General features: G+C 68.3%; 10 protein-coding genes, 1 other RNA gene and 1 pseudogene. 7 read left to right on the forward strand and 5 right to left on the reverse strand.

The window, feature by feature from the left end; genetic code table 11:
* Positions 1–38: 38 nt before the first annotated feature.
* From smpB to ACIPRS_RS00380, 6 genes are all read left to right on the forward strand, one after another.
* A complete protein-coding gene (gene smpB, locus ACIPRS_RS00355; RefSeq protein WP_142125393.1) occupies positions 39–527 on the forward strand; it encodes an SsrA-binding protein SmpB in 489 nt (162 codons plus the stop codon).
* A 230-nt stretch (positions 528–757) separates the two neighbouring features.
* Positions 758–1,111: a transfer-messenger RNA gene (gene ssrA, locus ACIPRS_RS00360) on the forward strand.
* Positions 1,112–1,255: 144 nt separating this feature from the next.
* Positions 1,256–1,924 carry a DUF3348 domain-containing protein gene (locus ACIPRS_RS00365; protein ID WP_446537137.1) on the forward strand — a complete coding sequence of 223 codons (669 nt, stop codon included), beginning with the start codon at positions 1,256–1,258 and terminating at the stop codon, positions 1,922–1,924.
* Positions 1,921–3,999 (forward strand): DUF802 domain-containing protein, encoded by a 2,079-nt coding sequence (locus ACIPRS_RS00370; protein ID WP_446537138.1) that lies wholly within the window; start codon positions 1,921–1,923, stop codon positions 3,997–3,999. The genes ACIPRS_RS00365 and ACIPRS_RS00370 overlap by 4 nt, the downstream gene beginning before the upstream one ends.
* Entirely contained in the window at positions 3,996–4,643 is a 648-nt protein-coding gene (locus ACIPRS_RS00375) for an OmpA family protein (RefSeq protein ID WP_337729834.1), read from the forward strand. Before ACIPRS_RS00370 ends, ACIPRS_RS00375 begins: the two co-directional genes overlap by 4 nt.
* Positions 4,633–5,256, forward strand: coding sequence for a DUF2894 domain-containing protein (locus ACIPRS_RS00380; protein WP_446537139.1), 624 nt, complete (start codon positions 4,633–4,635; stop codon positions 5,254–5,256). Before ACIPRS_RS00375 ends, ACIPRS_RS00380 begins: the two co-directional genes overlap by 11 nt.
* 537 nt (positions 5,257–5,793) lie before the next feature.
* Here ACIPRS_RS00380 and ACIPRS_RS00385 read toward each other — a convergent pair.
* Complete coding sequence (locus ACIPRS_RS00385; protein ID WP_446537140.1) at positions 5,794–7,104, reverse strand: exo-beta-N-acetylmuramidase NamZ family protein; 1,311 nt, start codon at positions 7,102–7,104, stop codon at positions 5,794–5,796.
* Between the two features lie 147 nt (positions 7,105–7,251).
* Between ACIPRS_RS00385 and ACIPRS_RS00390 the strand changes: the two genes are divergently transcribed.
* Positions 7,252–9,306 carry a hypothetical protein gene (locus tag ACIPRS_RS00390; protein ID WP_446537141.1) on the forward strand — a complete coding sequence of 685 codons (2,055 nt, stop codon included), beginning with the start codon at positions 7,252–7,254 and terminating at the stop codon, positions 9,304–9,306.
* A 208-nt stretch (positions 9,307–9,514) separates the two neighbouring features.
* Here ACIPRS_RS00390 and ACIPRS_RS00395 read toward each other — a convergent pair.
* The 4 genes and pseudogenes from ACIPRS_RS00395 to ACIPRS_RS00410 all read right to left on the reverse strand — a co-directional run.
* Positions 9,515–11,707, reverse strand: a pseudogene (locus tag ACIPRS_RS00395) (Tex family protein); the annotation flags it as partial.
* 151 nt (positions 11,708–11,858) lie between these two features.
* Positions 11,859–12,533 (reverse strand): OmpA family protein, encoded by a 675-nt coding sequence (locus ACIPRS_RS00400; protein WP_192201110.1) that lies wholly within the window; start codon positions 12,531–12,533, stop codon positions 11,859–11,861.
* A gap of 108 nt (positions 12,534–12,641) precedes the next feature.
* Positions 12,642–14,102, reverse strand: coding sequence for a WS/DGAT/MGAT family O-acyltransferase (locus ACIPRS_RS00405; RefSeq protein ID WP_192201109.1), 1,461 nt, complete (start codon positions 14,100–14,102; stop codon positions 12,642–12,644).
* Between the two features lie 59 nt (positions 14,103–14,161).
* Entirely contained in the window at positions 14,162–15,580 is a 1,419-nt protein-coding gene (locus tag ACIPRS_RS00410; RefSeq protein WP_446537142.1) for a cryptochrome/photolyase family protein, read from the reverse strand.
* Positions 15,581–15,592 lie beyond the last annotated feature (12 nt).

Raw genomic sequence — 15,592 nt, forward strand, 5'->3', positions numbered from 1 at the left:
GCTCGCGTAGGGTTCCGCCTTCGGCGACAATAGGACGGATGGCAAAGAAACCGGACAAGAATAAAGCAACGGGCACGATCGCGCTGAACAAGCGCGCGCGCCACGAATACCACCTTGAGCAGCGCCACGAGGCGGGCCTCGCCCTGCAGGGGTGGGAGCTGAAGGCCATCCGCGCCGGCCGCGCCAACATTACCGAGGCCTACGCCACCATCCGCAATGGCGAGATCTTCCTGTTCGGCGCGCAGATCACCCCGTTGATCCAGGCCTCGAGCCATGTCGTCGCCGATGACCGCCGTACGCGCAAGCTGCTGCTGCACCGGAACGAGATCGACAGCCTGATCGGCAAGGTCGAGCGCGATGGCTACACGCTGGTGCCCACCTCGCTGTACTGGAAAGGCAACAAGGTGAAGGCCGAACTGGCGCTGGCCAAGGGCAAGCAGACCCACGACAAGCGCGCCACCGAGAAGGACCGCGACTGGGCGCGCGAGAAGTCGCGCGTCATGCGCCGGCACAACAAGGACGCGTAGCTCCATCGCTTCGCGATGAAGCCCCCAAGATTTGCTTAGCAAATCTTGGGCCCCGACGTGCGCTGCCGATCCCCCATTCGCGCTGACGCGCGAATTCGCCCCCTTACCAAGGGGGCTTGGCTCGAAACCACGATGGCTTGACCCCAGAGGCTGAACGTCGGCTCCGCCGTGCCTTGTGAAGCGAGGTGCCCGCCCCTACACTTGCTCGTGTCAGGACGTTTCTGACTCCCGGGGGTGCACTGGCTTCGACGGGGGTTGCGAAGTTGCCTGGTGCATGCCGAGGGGGCAGCTTTCCTCGTAAATCCAGCGGCAAAACTCTAGTTGCCAACGACGACAACTACGCTCTCGCCGCTTAAGGCGTAAGCCCTGAAACTGCTTGTGTCCGTGCTCGCAGCGTAAGGTCATCATCACGGAATCGCCGGGAGTGGCTGCCTGTCAGCACCCGGTCAACCTAAAACAGGCTGGTTCTGCGGTGCGCTTTGCCCACCGTGCTGCTGCAGGACGAGACTCAACGGCGGGATAAGCATGTAGTACCGGGGATGGAGTGCCTTCGGACGGCGGTTCAATTCCGCCCACCTCCACCATTTGAAGAAAAGCCGGAACCTCGCGGTTCCGGCTTTTTCTTTGCCTGCCCGCATCCGTCAGCTCAGATTACCGATGAACGGACCATTTGCCGGTCAGTCGACTTGGTGCTTCCTGTAAAATCGCCGTCTTTTTTGAGCGTCAGCGTGGCAGCAGTGCAACAACGGGCGCCGGTGTCGGCCCCGGCCTTCGTCCGACTCCTGGCCCGATTGGGCGATATCGGCGCGCCTTCCGCAGGTCCCGCCCTTTCCGAGCAGCTGGGCCAGTGGATCGACTGGAACCGCGCCATCGCGCTGTCGCGCGCACTCGACGCGGCGCCATCGCCCGGCTCCTTCCCGATCCAGGCCGAGGGCGAAGCCGCCGCCTGCGCCCGCGTACGCACCACCTTGCAGACCGCCATCACGCGCACCGACAAGCCCGCACACCCGACCGGCGAGGATTTCGCGCCGTTCCGTCGCCACTGCGTGGACCTCCAGCGATCCATGCTGGCGTCCACCGGCCAGTTGCGCGGGCGGTTGCGCGATGCACTGGCCACGGGCTCATCCGACCAGGCGAGGCTGGCCGAAGTCGATGCCGTCATGGAAATGACGCTGAGCCCGCGCGAACACGCCCTGCTGGCCACGACCCCTACCCTGCTCGGCCAGCACTTCGAACGGCTGAAGCGGGCCAACGCCGAGGCGCCCGACGACGCCTGGCTCCCTTCTTTCCGCCGTGACCTGCAGGACGTCCTGCTCGCCGAGCTGGATGTCCGCTTCCACCCCATCGAAGCGCTGCTCGCCGCCCTTCGCACTTCGCACGCCTCCGGAACACCATGATCAGAACCCCTCTCCTCGCTGCCCTGTTCCTGCTGGGCCTCGCCATCGTCACCTGGATCGGGGTCGGTTATGTCGGCACGCATGCGCTGGGCGTCGTGGTCACGCTGGTCATCGGCGGCTGCTACGTGGCCGGCGCGATCGAACTGCACCGCTACCGGCAATCCACCGCCATGCTGGTGCAGGCCGTCGCGGATACCTCCGCCGCCGGCAGTGGCCTGCACGCATGGCTGGCGCTGCTGCCTCCGGGCCTGCGGCCGTCGGTGCGGCAACGCATCGAAGGCGAGCGCGTCGCCCTGCCCGCGCCGGCGCTGACGCCTTACCTGGTCGGCCTGCTGGTGCTGCTGGGCATGCTGGGCACGCTCCTCGGCATGATGGCCACGCTGCGCGGCACCGGCCTGGCGCTGGAAAGCGCCACGGATCTCGACGCCATCCGCGGTTCGCTGGCCGCGCCGGTCAAGGGGCTCGCCTTCGCCTTCGGCACCTCGATCGCGGGCGTGGCCACCTCGGCGGTGCTCGGCCTGCTGGCGGCGCTCTGCCGTCGTGAACGGCTGCAGGCCGTGCAACAGCTCGACGGCGAAATCGCGACCTCGCTGCGCGTGCACTCCCAATCGTTCCAGCGCGAGGAATCCTTCCGCCTGCTGCAGCAGCAGGCCGCGCTGATGCCCGACCTCGTGGACCGGTTGCAGGCGATGGTCGCGTCGATCGAACACCAGAACAACGCCGCAGGCGAACGCCTCGTCGTCAACCAGCAGGCATTCCACGAACGCACCGAGGCGGCGCAGGTACAGCTCGCCGCTTCGCTCGAGCAAGCCCTGAAGTCGGGTGTCGACGCCAGCGCCCGTGCCGTCGTCGCCGCGTTGCAGCCGGCGACCGAAGCGACGCTTTCAGGGCTTGCACGCGAGAGCGCGGCGATGCAGGACGCCGTCACGCAAGCGGTGCAGCGCCAGCTCGACGGCCTGACCGCCGGTTTCAGCGCCGCCTCGACTGCCGCGGCCGCCAGCTGGGCCACGGCGATCGAGCAGCAGCGCCAGACCAATGACAGCCTCACCGGCCAGATGCACGCCTTCTCCGAACAGCTGGCCAGCCGCTTCGAGCAACAGAGCGCGGCCCTTGTCGATGGCGTGTCCACGCGGCTGGAGCACAACGCCACCGAACTGTCGGACAGCTGGAACCAGGCGCTTGCGCGACAGGACGCAACCAGCGCCGCGATCGCCGCGCGCAACGAACAGGCGCTGGCGGTGGCTGCAGGCGGCATCGAACGCCAGGCCACCGCGTTGCTGCAGGCGATGGAGCACTCGCACGCCGGTCTGCAGCAGACGCTGGCGGCACAGGACGAACAGCGGCTGTCGGCGTGGGCCGAGCGCTTGGCCGCGATGAGCGCCACCCTGCGCGAGGAATGGGAACGTGCAGGCGCGCAGTCCGCCCGCCTGCAACAGGAGATCTGCGACGCGCTCGCGCGCAGTGCCCAGGACATCACCACCCAGGCGCAGGCGCACGCCGCGCAGACCATCACCGAGATTTCGCACCTGGTGCAGGTGGCGTCCGAAGCGCCGCGCGCCGCCGCCGAGGTGATCGCGGAACTCCGCCAGAAGCTGTCCGACAGCATGGTCCGCGATACCGCCATGCTGGAAGAGCGCAACCAGCTGATGGAGACACTGCAGACCCTGCTCGACGCGGTGAACCACGCCTCCACCGAACAGCGGGGCGCCATCGATGCGCTGGTCGCCACGTCCGCCGACCTGCTGGACCGCGTCGGCACCCGCTTCACCGACCATGTGCAGGCCGAGACCGGCAAGCTCGAACACGTCGCCGCGCAGGTCGCTGCCGGTGCCACCGAGGTCGCCGGCCTGGGCGATGCGCTGGGCAGCGTGGTCGCCCGCTTCGGCCAGTCCAACGATGCCCTGCTTGCGCGCCTGGAAAGCCTCGAAGGCGCGCTGGAGCGCTCGCTCGTGCGCAGTGACGAGCAATTGGCCTACTACGTGGCACAGGCACGTGAAGTGGTCGACCTGAGCCTGTCCGCGCAGCGCCAGATCACCGTCGACCTGCAACGCCTGTCCGGGGCCGAAGCCGCATGAGCGTGGAGACCGGAGACGACGCCGACCTCGGCGCGCCCGTCTGGGCCAGCTTCGGCGATCTGATGTCGGTGCTGCTGGGGGCCTTCGTGCTGGTGCTGGTCGGCGTGATCGCGGTACAGGCGCAACTGTCGCAGCGACTGGACGAGGAAGTCCGCAGGCGCGAGCGGGAAACGCAGCAGCGCGATGCGCTCGAGAAGGCCCTCGCGGTGCCGCTGGCCGAAGGGCGCGTGACGCTGGTGGATGGCCGCATCGGCATCCGCGGCAGCGTGCTGTTCGCGCTGAACTCCGACCAGTTGCAGCCCGAGGGCCGTGACCTGCTCAAGGGTCTCGCCACTCCGCTCGCGGGCTACCTGCGCACGCGCGACGAGATCCTGATGGTGAGTGGCTTCACCGACGATCGCCAGGTGCGCAACAGCAATCGCCAGTTCGCGGACAACTGGGAACTCTCGGCGCAGCGTTCCCTCACGGTCACGCGCACGCTGATCGCCGAGGGCGTGCCGTCGTCGTCGGTGTTCGCTGCCGCGTTCGGCGCCGAGCAACCGGTCAGCGCGAACACCGACGAAGAAGGCCGCGCGCGCAACCGCCGTGTCGAGATCGCCCCCATCCCCCGCCCCGCCAAACGCAGCGGTGACGATGGACGGTGACGCGTTGCCGCTGACGGCGCAGCTGCAGGCGTGGCGTGCCCAGGGCGCGGACCGCGCGGACCCGGCGCGCTTCGACATCCTGCAGGCGCTCGCCGCACGGATCAGCGCGCACGAGGGAGAAGCCCGTCGCCTGCTGGAAGCGCGACTGTCCGGGTTGATCCGGGCGTACGAAAAGACCCTGGCGCAACGACCGTCCGCCGCACCCGCAGCGGAGCGCGCGGCCGTGCCGACTTCCGGACTGCGCGAGCTGGTCGCCGCGTTGCAGGCGCGCGCGGAGCACGTTCCAGCCGCTGACGCATCCCCCGCCGCGCCTGTGCAACTGACCGAAGCGCGCGATACCTGGGCCCGGATCCGCATCGACAGCCAGCTGCGCGCGTCCTTGCACAACGTGCCCGAAGACGCCGGCCCGTTGAACTCCGGCATGCTGGTGCATCGCGCCCTGCACCTGATGCGTGCGGTGTCGCCGGGCTATCTGCAGCACTTCATCGCCTACGCAGACACCCTGTCGTCACTGGAACAGCTCCAGCAGGCGGTCGCCCCGCTGACCGCGGTACCGGAAGCCCCGCGCACGACCCGACGCACCCCGCGCAAACGGAAAGCAGTGGCGACGTAGCGGCTGCAGCACGCGTGGGCGTCGTCTGGCATGTGGGTGTGGGAGCGACGTCAGTCGCGATGAAGCGTGACCGATCGCCCCTCGCGACTCACGTAGCTCCCACGCCTTTGCCGGTCGCAGCTGTCTTCGTCATTCCGAGCCCTTTGGGTGGCCCTCAATGTGAGAAGGATGCCACTGCGAGCGCGATCGTTCGGGCTGGATGTGAGAAAGATCGGGCTCCGGGCCTCCTCCGCGAGGCTGCGAGCTCCGAGGATCGCTTTCGGAATGCCATCCCATCGATCTCGGAAAGCCATCGATGGCTTTCAATGCGAGACAGATCGCATTCCGAGCCCCATCCGCAAAGCTCGGAGTTTCGCGGATCGCAATCGCAGTGCCATCTTCATCGCATTCCGAGTGTCATCGACGGCGTTCCGAATCCCATCGTTGGCTCTCAATGTGAGACAGATCGCCCTCGGCGCTCGAACGTTGGGGCCCCGGAGCCCCATCGCTCACGCTCCGAGCTCCGTCGCGGGGGCTCGCGGTGAAACGGCCGCGCGCTCAGGGCATCGGATACAGCAGATGCTGCCGGCGCAGCGCCTCAAACGCCGCCAGCCCCGGCTGCCAGCGCGCCTCGATAACGTCCAGGGTGTCGCCGCGCGCGATGGCGGCGCGCAGATCGTCCACGCCGGCCAGCCGGTCGAAGAACGGCGGCTGGCCGGGCAGGAAGGCGAACTCCTTGGGATGCTGGTCGTGCAGGGCCTTCAGGACCGCGATGCCGGTACGCACGGGAAGGAACGCCGCGCGGTCGGTCACGTGCAGTTGCACGCCGCCGCAGGCCTGGCCGGCATGCTTGGAGAACGTGGGCGTGAACCAAGTGGGACGGAAGCGCACGCCGGGCAATCCGAGTGCGTTGAGCCGCTCCGCCAGTGCGCGCGCATCCACCCAGGGGGCGCCCAGGGTTTCGAATGGCCTCGTCGTGCCGCGCCCCTCGGACACGTTGGTGCCTTCCAGCAACCCCATGCCCGGATACACCAGCGCGGTGTCCGGCGTGGGCATGTTGGGCGACGGAGGCACCCACGGCAACGCACCGCGCAGCGGTTCATCGCCGCGCTGCCAACCCTGCATCGCGACCACATGCAGCTCGGCGCCGATGCCGAACCCGGTATTGAACAGCGTCGCCAGCTCGCCGATGGTCATGCCATGGCGGATCGGAATGGGGAACATGCCCACGAACGACGCCAGCGCCGGATCCAGCACCGGGCCCTCGACCCGCACCCCACCGAGCGGATCGGGCCGGTCCGCCACGATCACCGGAATGCCGGCGCGCTTCGCCGCGCGCATCACGCCCGCCAGCGTGTACGGATACGTGTAGAACCGCGTGCCCACATCCTGGATGTCGAACACCAGCACGTCGACGCCGGCCAGCATCTCCGGCGTCGGTTCGCGGTGCTCGCCATACAGGCTGTGCACCGGCAACCCGGTCACGGCATCGCGCGATGAGGCGACCTTGTCGCCGGCCTGCACGTCGCCCCGCACGCCATGCTCCGGCCCGAACAGCGCCACGAGCCTGAAGTCGCTGCGTGCGGCGAAACGGTCCACACTGCTGCGCAACGCATGGTCCATGCCGGTGGCATTCGTCACCAGACCCACGCGCTTGCCGCGCAGCAGGTCCAGGCGCGAGGAGAGCAGGACATCGATGCCCAGCAGCGGTGCCGAGGTGGCGCAATCGCAGGCTGCGGGAGCCGGCGGCGATATCGCGGAGGATGCCCCGCGCGCGCCGCAGGCCAACACCACGCCGAGCGCCAGCATCGCGATGCGCCGGCGCGGGTGGCGCGGCGCGGCATGCATCAGTCGCGAGTTCCGGGGCATAGTGTCGCTCTCGTTTGCTATCGTTGTCATGACGATAGCAGCCCGCGTCGGGCGCCGCGCAAGGGGAACATCGCCGGTCTCGACACCGTCTTCCGTTGTCTGATGAGGGATCCGATGTCCCGTACGGCGAAATGCATCATGCGAAGCATGTCCTTCCTTGCCATGGCCGGTGTCCTGGCCCCCGCCACTGCGCAACCTGCGCCGTCCCGCCTGGGCGTGACGCCCTCGGCGCAGTCGCAGGACTTCGTGGCGCACAAGCAGCAGTTCCAGTTGCACAGCCTGCTGACCGAACAGCGCCATCCGCGCAGCTTCGACCTGAGCACGCGCATCGCGGCCGACACCACCGACGGACTGGCGGCGCTGCTGGCGGTGGACGAGGACATCGCGAAGGCCCTGCAGGGCGTGGCCGACGATCCGGCACGGCGGGCAGCACTTGAAGCGGCCTCGCACGACATCACCCGCGCGCTGCGCGACGGGCATCGCCTGTACTTCTATGGCACCGGCTCGACCGGACGCCTGGCTGAAACGATCGAAAGCGGATTGTGGCGCCCGTTCTGGCAGCGCGCCGCGGCGTCGCCGGCAATGGCCAAGATCGAGGCGCGCTTTCCCGGCCTGGGCGAGCGCGTGCGTGGCGAGATCACCGGTGGCGACCGTGCACTGATCGCCTCGCTGGAAGGCTTCGAGGACATCCCCGAGATCGGCCGCCTGCAGTTGCAGGACAACGGCATCCAGCGCGATGACCTGGTCTTCGCTGTCACCGAAGGCGGCGAAACCTCGGCCGTGATCGGCACCGCACTGGCGGCCGCCGACCAGGCCGGCGCGGACGCGCGGCGTACGTGGTTCGTCTACAACAATCCCGACGACGTGCTGCGTCCGTTCGAGCGCAGCCGTCGCGTGCTGGACGATCCGCGGATCGCCAAGATCCCGCTGCCCACCGGGCCGCAGGCGATCACCGGTTCCACCCGCATGCAGGCCACCACCACCAGCCTGTACGTGCTGGGCGTGGTGCTGGAGGATGCGACGCGCACGCTGTTGAGCGAGGTGCTGACGGCGGAAGAACTGGCCTCGCTGGGCTTCGGCGAGTCGGGTATCGCCGATCGCCTGCGCGGCTTCGCCGGCATCCAGCAGACTGTGGCGGCGGCCGCGCCGAAACTCGCGGCGTGGACGGACCGCGAAGCCGCCGGTTACGCCGCCGGACATCGCGCCACCTATCTCGCCACGCGCGCGTTGATGCCGGTGTTCGTGGATGTCACCGAGCGCGCGCCGACCTTCCGGCTCGGCCCGCTGGACCCCGTGGACACACCGGAACGGCGTTCGTGGATCCAGGTATGGACGCCCGCAGGCAATGCACAACAGGCGTGGCAGGCACTGCTGCACCGCCCCTTCCATGGCCTGGACAAGGCGCTGTACCTGCCACCGTTCGAAACCGGCATCCAGGACCCGTATCTGCGCGAATCCGCGCTGCGCGGGCTGGCCAACGCGGGCGACGAACAGCAGGCGTTGTACGACCTGTCGTACTCCGACGCCAACATGCGCCGCAGCGGACCGCAGGCGGGCGATTCCGGCGCGCTGATCCTGCTCGGCGATGAAGCGCATGACGAGGCGAACCGGCAGTGGCTGCACGCTTTCTCTTCAGCAGGCGCGGACCTGGTGCTGGTGTCGGTCTCCGCACGTCCACTGGCCTCCGAGGTCGTGCGCGATGCCGCCGCCCTGCCCCGTCCCGTGCCGGTGATCGCGGTGACGGTGCCGCAGCGCGATGCGTTCGAGCTTGACCAGACCATCGCGCTGAAGATGCTGCTCAATGCCCATTCCACCGGCGTCATGGCCAAGCGTGGCCGCGTGGTCGGCAATACCATGACCAGCGTGCAGCCCGGCAACCTGAAACTGATCGGCCGCGCGACCTGGTTGATCCTGTCGCACGTCAATGCGGTGCTGGAGACGCCCGCATGGCGCGATGCGTACGGTCGCACCGCGCCGCTGGCCTATGCCGAAGCCAATGCGGTGCTGTTCGAGGCGATCGAACAGCGCCGCAACGCACCGGGTGCGAGCGGGTTGCCGGAAGTCGAGCTATCGGTGGTGGCGGTGCTGGACGCGCTGAAGGCCGGCGCGCCGATCGACTGGAACGCGGCCGCCTCCCACCTGCGCGCCGGTGGGCTGAGCCGCTACCTGGCGCCCTATGCGACGACGATGCGCGACCGCTGATCACGCATGCCCGGGTGGGAGCGAGGGCTGACTCCGATCAGCCCTGCCCCTTCGCGCGGGCGAAGGCCGCAGCCAGCGCATTGTCGGCTGGCGCTGCGCCAGGCTTGGCCGGGGCCGGGCCACGCCGGTTGTCGCGGGAAGGACCACGCTCCTGTCCGCGCGACGGACGCGGATCGTTCACCCGCGTCTCGCGCGGTGCCTGCGGCGCTGGCGCATCGTCGAGGCGGCGCGTCAGCGCGATGCGCTTGCGGGCCACGTCGACCTCCAGCACCTTCACCTTGACGATGTCGCCGGCCTTCACCACTTCGCGCGGGTCTTTCACGTAGCGGTCGGCCAGCGCGGAGATGTGGATCAGGCCGTCCTGGTGCACGCCGATATCGACGAACGCGCCAAAAGCGGCGACGTTGCTGACCACGCCTTCCAGGATCATGCCCTCGCGCAGGTCCTTGATGTCTTCGACGCCGTCGGCGAAGCGCGCGGCCTTGAACTCGGGACGCGGGTCGCGGCCGGGCTTCTCAAGCTCCTTCAGGATGTCGCGGATGGTCGGCACGCCGAACTTCCCGTCGGTGTACTGCTCGGGCTTCACCGCGCGCAGGAATACGATGTCGCCGACGATCTGCTTCACCTGCCTGCCGCTGCCGGACAGGATGCGCTCCACCACCGGATAGGCTTCCGGATGCACGGACGAGGCATCCAGCGGTTCGTCGCCGTCGGCGATGCGCAGGAAGCCCGCGCACTGCTCGAACGTTTTCTCACCGAGGCGCGGCACGCCCAGCAGCGCCTTGCGCGTGCGGAAGGCACCGTGTTCGTCGCGGAAGCGCACGATGTTCTCGGCCACCGTCGACGACAGGCCGGACACGCGCGTCAGCAGCGCGGCCGAGGCGGTGTTGACGTCGACGCCGACGGCGTTGACGCAGTCCTCCACGCGCGCATCCAGCGCACGGGCCAGGCGGAACTGGTCCACGTCGTGCTGGTACTGGCCCACGCCGATCGCCTTCGGTTCGATCTTCACCAGCTCGGCCAGCGGATCCTGCAGTCGGCGCGCGATGGAGACCGCGCCGCGGATGCTGACATCCAGGTCGGGGAATTCCTTCGACGCGAACTCCGAGGCGGAATAGACCGACGCGCCCGCTTCGCTGACGACGATCTTCTCCAGCTTCAGGTCCGCCGCCTGTTTGATCAGGTCACCGGCCAGCTTGTCGGTTTCGCGACTGGCGGTGCCGTTGCCGATGGCGATCAGCTCCACCTGGTGCTTCGCGCACAGCGCACGCAGCACGTGCAGCGATGGGTCCCACTGGCGCTTGGGTTCATGCGGGTAGATGGTCGCGTGGTCGACCAGCTTGCCGGTGCGATCCACCACGGCGACCTTCACGCCGGTACGCAGACCCGGATCGAGGCCGAGCACGGCCTTCGGCCCGGCGGGCGCGGCCAGCAGCAGGTCCTTCAGGTTGTCGCCGAACACGGCGATCGCCTCGGCCTCGGCCTTTTCGCGCGCCTGGTTGAACAGATCCAGCAGCAGGTGCATGTGCAGTTTGGCGCGCCAGGTCAGGCGGCACGCGTCCAGCAGCCACTTGTCGGCGGCGCGCCCCTGCGCCGCCACGCCGGCATGCACCGCCACACGGCCCTCGGCCTGCTGGTGGCCGGCCTCGGCCTCCATGCCCGGGTCGAGGTCGAGCAGCAGGATCTCTTCGCGGCGCGCGCGGAACAGCGCCAGCAGGCGGTGCGAGGGAATCTTCGCCAGCGATTCGGCGTGGTCGAAGTAGTCGCGGTATTTGGCGCCTTCGTTCTCCTTGCCCTGTGCCACCTTCGCGCGGATCACGCCGACCTCGGTCATCCATGCGCGCAGTTCGCCGACCAGCGCGGCGTTCTCGCCCCAGCGCTCCATCAGGATGGCGCGCGCGCCGTCGAGTGCGGCCTTGGCGTCGGCGACACCTTTGTCTGCATCGACATACGCCGCGGCGGCGGTTTCGGGCACTTGGGTCGGATCGGCGAGCAGGCCGTCGGCCAGCGGTTCGAGTCCGGCCTCGCGGGCGATCTGCGCGCGCGTGCGGCGCTTGGGCTTGTAAGGCAGGTACAGGTCTTCCAGGCGGGCCTTGCTGTCGGCGGCTTCGATGTCGGCGCGCAGCGCGTCGGTCAGCTTGCCCTGCTCGTCGATGCTGGCCAGCACGGCGGCGCGGCGGTCTTCGAGTTCGCGCAGGTAGGTCAGGCGCATTTCGAGGTTGCGCAACTGGATGTCGTCCAGTCCGCCGGTGACTTCCTTGCGGTAGCGGGCGATGAAGGGCACCGTGGCGCCTTCGTCCAGCAGCGCGATGGCGGCCTTGGCCTGCGCGGTCTGTGCACCGATCTCGGCGGCAATGGTGGCGGCGATGTGCTGGGCGATGTGGAGATTGCGGTCTTGCATTGCGTCCGTACTGGAAAACCCGATGGACCGGGTGGGATGCCGATTGTGGCAACGGATGGCGGCGCTGGAAACGGGTTGACAGCACCCGGCGGAACAGACAAAGAAAACGGGCCGCTTGCGCGGCCCGTCTCCCACACGCTGCGACGATGGCTTACGAGCGCACGGGCAGCACGCGGACTTCGACGCGGCGATTCATTGCACGACCCGCATCGGTATCGTTGCTGGCGACCGGATACCGCTTGCCCATGCCGACGATCTCGAAGCGCTCACGCTGCAGGCCTTGGCCGATCAGGTAGTTGCCGACCGCGGCCGCACGCTGCTCGGACAGGCGCTGGTTGACCGCGTCGGAACCGATGCTGTCGGTGTGGCCGCTGACTTCCACGATGGTCTGGTTGTACTCGCGCAGCGTGGACGCCACGTTGTTGAGCGCGGGATAGAACTGCGACTTCAGATCGGCCTTGCCGAAGTCGAAGGTCACGCCATCGGGCAGGTTGAGCTTGATGACGTCGCCGTCACGGCTGACGTCGATGCCCGTGCCCGCCGTCTGTCGGCGCAGTTCGGCTTCCTGGCGATCCTGGTAGGCGCCGATGGAGCCACCTGCCAAACCGCCGACACCGGCACCCACCAGCGCGCGCTGGCGGCGTTCGGTGGCATCGCTGCCGCTCAGCAGGCCGGCCACGGCACCGATACCGGCACCGATCAGGGCACCCGTGCGGGTGCGGTTGGGGTCGTTGGGATCGTTGGTCTGGCCGGTGTAGCTGGCGCAACCGCCCAGCAGGGTGACGGTGAGCGCTGCCAGGGCGCCGGTCTTCAGCATCGTATTCATGGATCCTCCTTGTGGCGTCGGGTGAATACCCGGAACGGTCGCAAGCCTAACCATCGCGCTGTGTAGAACGCGCGATTTCTCCCCTGTTCATTCAGGTGGCGGCGGGGATCAGGACAGCAATGCGCTCGCCGCCGGCGCGTCCAGCGTCCGCTCCCAGTCGCCCATCAGCGACAGGTACAGCAGCTTGTCGAACTCCGGGCCGAAACGCCGGATCACCGCGTCCGGGTCCGGGATCAGCTTGGCGTCGGCGATCAATCCGAAGTGCACGCGGCCGTTGTAGCTGAGGATGGAGACACCGATGCCGATGGAACCTGTCTGCGGCACCCAGAACATCATCTCGCGCAGTCGCGATCCGCCCATGTACAGCGGCTGCTGCGGACCGGGCACGTTAGTAGCCACGGCCGTGGCCTTGCGGGAGAACAGCTCCAGCGCGACGCCCTGGACCGCCGACGGTGCCATGCCAAGCGCAGCCAGGAGCCCGAACGCGACGATGGCCTGGCGTGAGTTCTTGAGATCGCGCATGCATGCCGCCACGCGCTCCAGCCGGCGGACCGGGTTGTCTTCGCCGACCGGCAGGTCGAGGAACACCAGGCCGAAATGATTGCCCAGCTTGCGCGCGTGCTCCAGCGGTCGCAGGTTCACGGGCACGGTCGCGCGCAGGGTGATGCCATCGACCTGCTCGCCCCGCTCCAGCATGTAGCTGCGCAGCGCGCCAGCTGCGGCCGCCATCAGTACATCGTTGACGGTGCAGTCGCAGGCGCGCCCGACGGCTTTCACTTCCTCCAGGTCCAGCGGCTCGGCCCAGGCCACCCGCTTGCTGACGCCCAGCTTGCCGCGCAGCAGCGTGGGCGGGTCGTCCGACAGCGACAGCGCATGCAACAGTTCGCGCCCGATCTCGCCACCCTCCTTCGCCAGCACCGTGGCCAGCGAGGGATCGCGGTACATCTCCATGCCCTTGCCCAGCACCTTGCCGCCCAACTGCATGTAGCGGTCGATCGCGCCGACCCGGCGCACGACCTCCACGCCGTCCTTCTTCAGCCATGCCGAGCGCAGGTCCTTGCCGGCGTCCGGCTTGCGGCTGGTATCGGTCAACGACAGCAGCACCTGCACCAGCGCTATCCCGTCGGCATAGCTGTGGTGGATGCGTGCGACCAGCGCCGAACCCGTGCCATAGCGCTCGATCAGGTGGAACTGCCAGAGCGGCTTGGTCTTGTCCAGCGGGGTGGAGGCCATCTGGCTGGTGAAGCGCTCCAGCGCCTTCTTCTCGGACGCCGGATCGCGCCGTCCCGGCAGTGCGGACAGGCGCACATGCCAGTCGAGGTCGAAGTCGGGATCGGTCACCCACGAGGCACCGGCCGGCGTGTCCACGGCCTTCTGCAGGAAGCGCGGATAAGCGAGGAAGCGCTTCTTCACCACCTGCTTGAGCCGGTCGAGCGACATCGGCTCGTCGAACATCAGCACGCCGGTGATCATCATCGGATTGGTCGGACGACACATCCGCAACCAGGCGGTATCCACCCGCGACATCGGCTCGCGACGCGGCTTTGCCGGCGCCTTCTTCGTGGCCATGCTTGCCCTCCTCTCCCGCGCCGAGTGAAGCACGCGGCGCCGAAAGGCGTCAACGCATCTCAGCCAACACTGTCGCGGTACGCCGCCAGCGCACCGTCGCGGCCCTCGGCGAGGTCCACGATGGGTCCGCGTGGATAGTCCGGCGCCACGTGCGCCAGCAGGTCCGGTTTCTGCCAGGGCGCGAAGCGCAGCGGCACCGGCAACGGCGCCAGTTCCGGCACCCAGCGCGCGATGTACTCGCCCCTGGGATCGAACTTCTCCGCCTGGGTGACGGGATTGAAGACGCGGAAGTACGGCGCGGCGTCGGCCCCGGTGCCGGCGGTCCATTGCCAGCCCAGCGTGTTGTTGGCCAGGTCCGCATCGACCAGCGTGTCCCAGAACCAGTGCGCGCCGTGCAGCCAGTGGTAGCGCAGGTGCTTGGTCAGGTAACTGGCCACGATCATGCGCACGCGGTTGTGCATGTAACCGGTCGTCCACAGTTCGCGCAGGCCCGCATCGATGATCGGGACGCCGGTCCGGCCACGCTGCCAGGCCTCGAACGCGGCCAGGTCCACCTTCGCCCAGTCGAAATGCGCGAAACGCGGGTTGAGGTCCTGCGTGGTCGTATGCGGGAAGTGATGCAGGAGGTGGTACGCGAACTCACGCCAGCCTAGCTCACGGATGTAGCCCTCCATGTCGGCGCCGTTGGCCGCCGAACGAACGCGCTCCAGCTCCGCCATGATCCGCCACGGCGCGATCTCGCCGAAGTGCAGGTGCGGCGACAGTCGCGATGTGCCGGTTCGGTCGGGGCGATCGCGATCGGTGCGGTAGCCGTTGAGCGCCCCCTCGATGAAGACCTCGAGCGCTTCGCGAGCCCCCGCTTCGCCCGGGGTCCATGTTTCCCAGAACCCGATATCCCACGAAGGGCGCGGACGGAGTTCCAATGCCTCCAGCGGCACGCCGGTGATGGCGTCATCCACCGCCGGCAACCGCGGTGGCGCCGTCCACGGCGCAGGCAGGCGCAATCGGGTCTGGGCGGCGCGCCAGAACGGCGTGAATACCTTGTAGGGCTGGCCTTGCTGGGTGGCGATGTCCCACGGCTCGATCAGCAGGCTGCCGTTGAAGCTCTCCGCGCGCAGCCCGTTGTCACGCAATGCCTGCTTGATCGCGGCATCGCGTGGCTGCGTGGCGGGTTCGTACTTGCGGTTCCAGAAAACCGCGGTGGCACCGGATGCATCGATCAGATCCTGCAACGTGCATCGGCTGGGTCCATGCCGGATCAGCAGGCGCGAACCGCGCTGCCGCAGGGAGGCATCGAGTGATGCCAGCGATCTGCCCAGCCAGGCCTGCGATGCGGCACCGGGCACCCATTCGCCTTCCTCTGCCGGCGCGTGCACGTACACCGGCAGTGGCGTGAAGCCCTCATCCAGCGCGGCCTGCAGCGCCGGATTCTCGTCCAGGCGCAGGTCGTGGCGGAACCAGACGAGGGCGTTGGGCATGCAGGAAACTCT

It is taken from the genome of Pseudoxanthomonas sp. LARHCG66, from assembly GCF_052871755.1.

Coding starts and splice junctions, on each gene's coding strand:
- smpB (WP_142125393.1), top strand. CDS start 39: ATGGCAAAGAAACCGGACAAGAATAAAGCAACGGGCACGATCGCGCTG.
- ACIPRS_RS00370 (WP_446537138.1), top strand. CDS start 1,921: ATGATCAGAACCCCTCTCCTCGCTGCCCTGTTCCTGCTGGGCCTCGCC.
- ACIPRS_RS00375 (WP_337729834.1), top strand. CDS start 3,996: ATGAGCGTGGAGACCGGAGACGACGCCGACCTCGGCGCGCCCGTCTGG.
- ACIPRS_RS00380 (WP_446537139.1), top strand. CDS start 4,633: ATGGACGGTGACGCGTTGCCGCTGACGGCGCAGCTGCAGGCGTGGCGT.
- ACIPRS_RS00385 (WP_446537140.1), bottom strand. CDS start 7,104: ATGCCCCGGAACTCGCGACTGATGCATGCCGCGCCGCGCCACCCGCGC.
- ACIPRS_RS00390 (WP_446537141.1), top strand. CDS start 7,252: ATGTCCTTCCTTGCCATGGCCGGTGTCCTGGCCCCCGCCACTGCGCAA.
- ACIPRS_RS00400 (WP_192201110.1), bottom strand. CDS start 12,533: ATGAATACGATGCTGAAGACCGGCGCCCTGGCAGCGCTCACCGTCACC.
- ACIPRS_RS00405 (WP_192201109.1), bottom strand. CDS start 14,102: ATGGCCACGAAGAAGGCGCCGGCAAAGCCGCGTCGCGAGCCGATGTCG.
- ACIPRS_RS00410 (WP_446537142.1), bottom strand. CDS start 15,580: ATGCCCAACGCCCTCGTCTGGTTCCGCCACGACCTGCGCCTGGACGAG.